Raw genomic sequence first — 1,813 nt, 5'->3', positions numbered from 1 at the left:
TGGCTGCAGGAGAAGATACCTCCCATATCCTCAGCGGGTTGACTAACCAGCTGCCTGATCGAGATCCGGAAGAGACCGCCGAATGGGTTGAGTCCCTGGACGCACTGATCAGGGAACAGGGCACCGAACGTGCCCAATACATCATGCGGAGCCTGCTGCAGCGTGCTGGCGCGCAAAGCGTCGGCGTGCCGATGGTGACCACAACAGACTACGTGAACACCATTCCCGTGGATCAGGAAGCACAGTTCCCCGGCAACGAGGAGTTCGAGCGCCGGTACCGCGCCTACATGCGCTGGAACGCGGCCATCATGGTGCACCGGGCGCAGAAGGCGAACATCGGCGTCGGCGGGCACATTTCCACCTACGCCGGTGCCGCGACCCTGTACGAGGTGGGCTTCAACCACTTCTTCCGCGGCAAGGACCACCCGGGCGGCGGTGACCAGGTCTTCTTCCAAGGCCACGCGTCCCCCGGCATGTACGCCCGTGCGTTTATGGAAGGCCGCCTCACCGAGGAAGACATGGACGGCTTCCGCCAGGAGAAGTCCAAGGAAGGCCACGCGCTCTCCTCCTACCCGCACCCCCGGCTGATGCCGGAGTTCTGGGAATTCCCCACGGTCTCGATGGGCATCGGCCCCATGAATGCGATCTACCAGGCCCAGTCCAACCGCTACCTGCACAACCGCGGGCTGAAGGACACCAGTGACCAGCAGGTCTGGGCGTTCCTGGGCGACGGCGAAATGGACGAGCCCGAGTCCCGCGGCCTGCTCCAGCTCGCGGCGAATGAGAACCTGGACAACCTGAACTTCGTGATCAACTGCAACCTCCAGCGCCTGGACGGGCCGGTGCGCGGCAACGGCAAGATCATGCAGGAACTCGAAGCGTTCTTCCGCGGCGCCGGCTGGAACGTCATCAAGGTCGTCTGGGGCCGGGAGTGGGATGACCTGCTCGCCAAGGACGACGACGGCTCACTCGTGAAGATCATGAACGAGACCGTCGACGGCGACTACCAGACCTACAAGGCCGAGTCCGGCGGCTTCGTCCGCGAACACTTCTTCGGCCAGACCCCGCAGACCAAGGACATGGTCGCGGACCTCAGCGACGATGACATCTGGAACCTCAAGCGCGGCGGCCACGACTACCACAAGGTTTACGCCGCCTACAAGGCAGCGACCGAGTTCAAGGGCAAGCCGACCGTCATCCTGGCACACACCGTCAAGGGCTACGGCCTCGGACCGCATTTCGAGGGCCGCAACGCGACCCACCAGATGAAGAAGCTCACGCTCGATGACCTGAAGAAATTCCGCGACCACCTGCGGATTCCGGTCACCGACGAGGAGCTGGAGAAGGATCTGTACCAGCCGCCGTACTTCCACCCGGGCAGCGATGCGCCGGAGATCAAGTACATGATGGAACGCCGGGCCGAGCTCGGCGGCGCCGTGCCGGAGCGCCGCTCCAAGCACCAGGACATCGCCCTTCCCGACGCGAAGACGTATGAAGTCGCCAAGCGCGGCTCCGGCAAGCAGCAGGCGGCCACCACCATGGCGTTCGTCCGGCTCCTGAAGGACCTCATGCGGGATAAGAACTTCGGCAAGCACATCGCGCCGATCATCCCCGATGAAGCCCGCACGTTCGGCATGGATGCGTTCTTCCCCACCGCCAAGATCTACAACCCCAAGGGCCAGAACTACCTGTCGGTGGACCGCGACCTGGTGCTCGCCTACAAGGAATCGGCGCAGGGCCAGCTGATCCACCCGGGCATCAACGAAGCCGGCGCCGTGGCAGCGTTCACCGCCGCCGGCACCGCGTACGCCAC

The 1,813-nt window shown here is 64.2% G+C and carries 1 protein-coding gene; it reads left to right on the top strand.

The features are described from left to right. Positions 1-1,813, top strand: a 1,813-nt coding sequence (gene aceE, locus IAQ70_RS22415; protein WP_223860564.1) for a pyruvate dehydrogenase (acetyl-transferring), homodimeric type, incomplete at both ends; no start/stop codon positions are given.

Source organism: Pseudarthrobacter sulfonivorans (assembly GCF_014712225.1).
GTDB classification, from domain to species: domain Bacteria; phylum Actinomycetota; class Actinomycetes; order Actinomycetales; family Micrococcaceae; genus Arthrobacter; species Arthrobacter sulfonivorans.
This window is presented reverse-complemented; position numbering and strand designations above follow the sequence as displayed.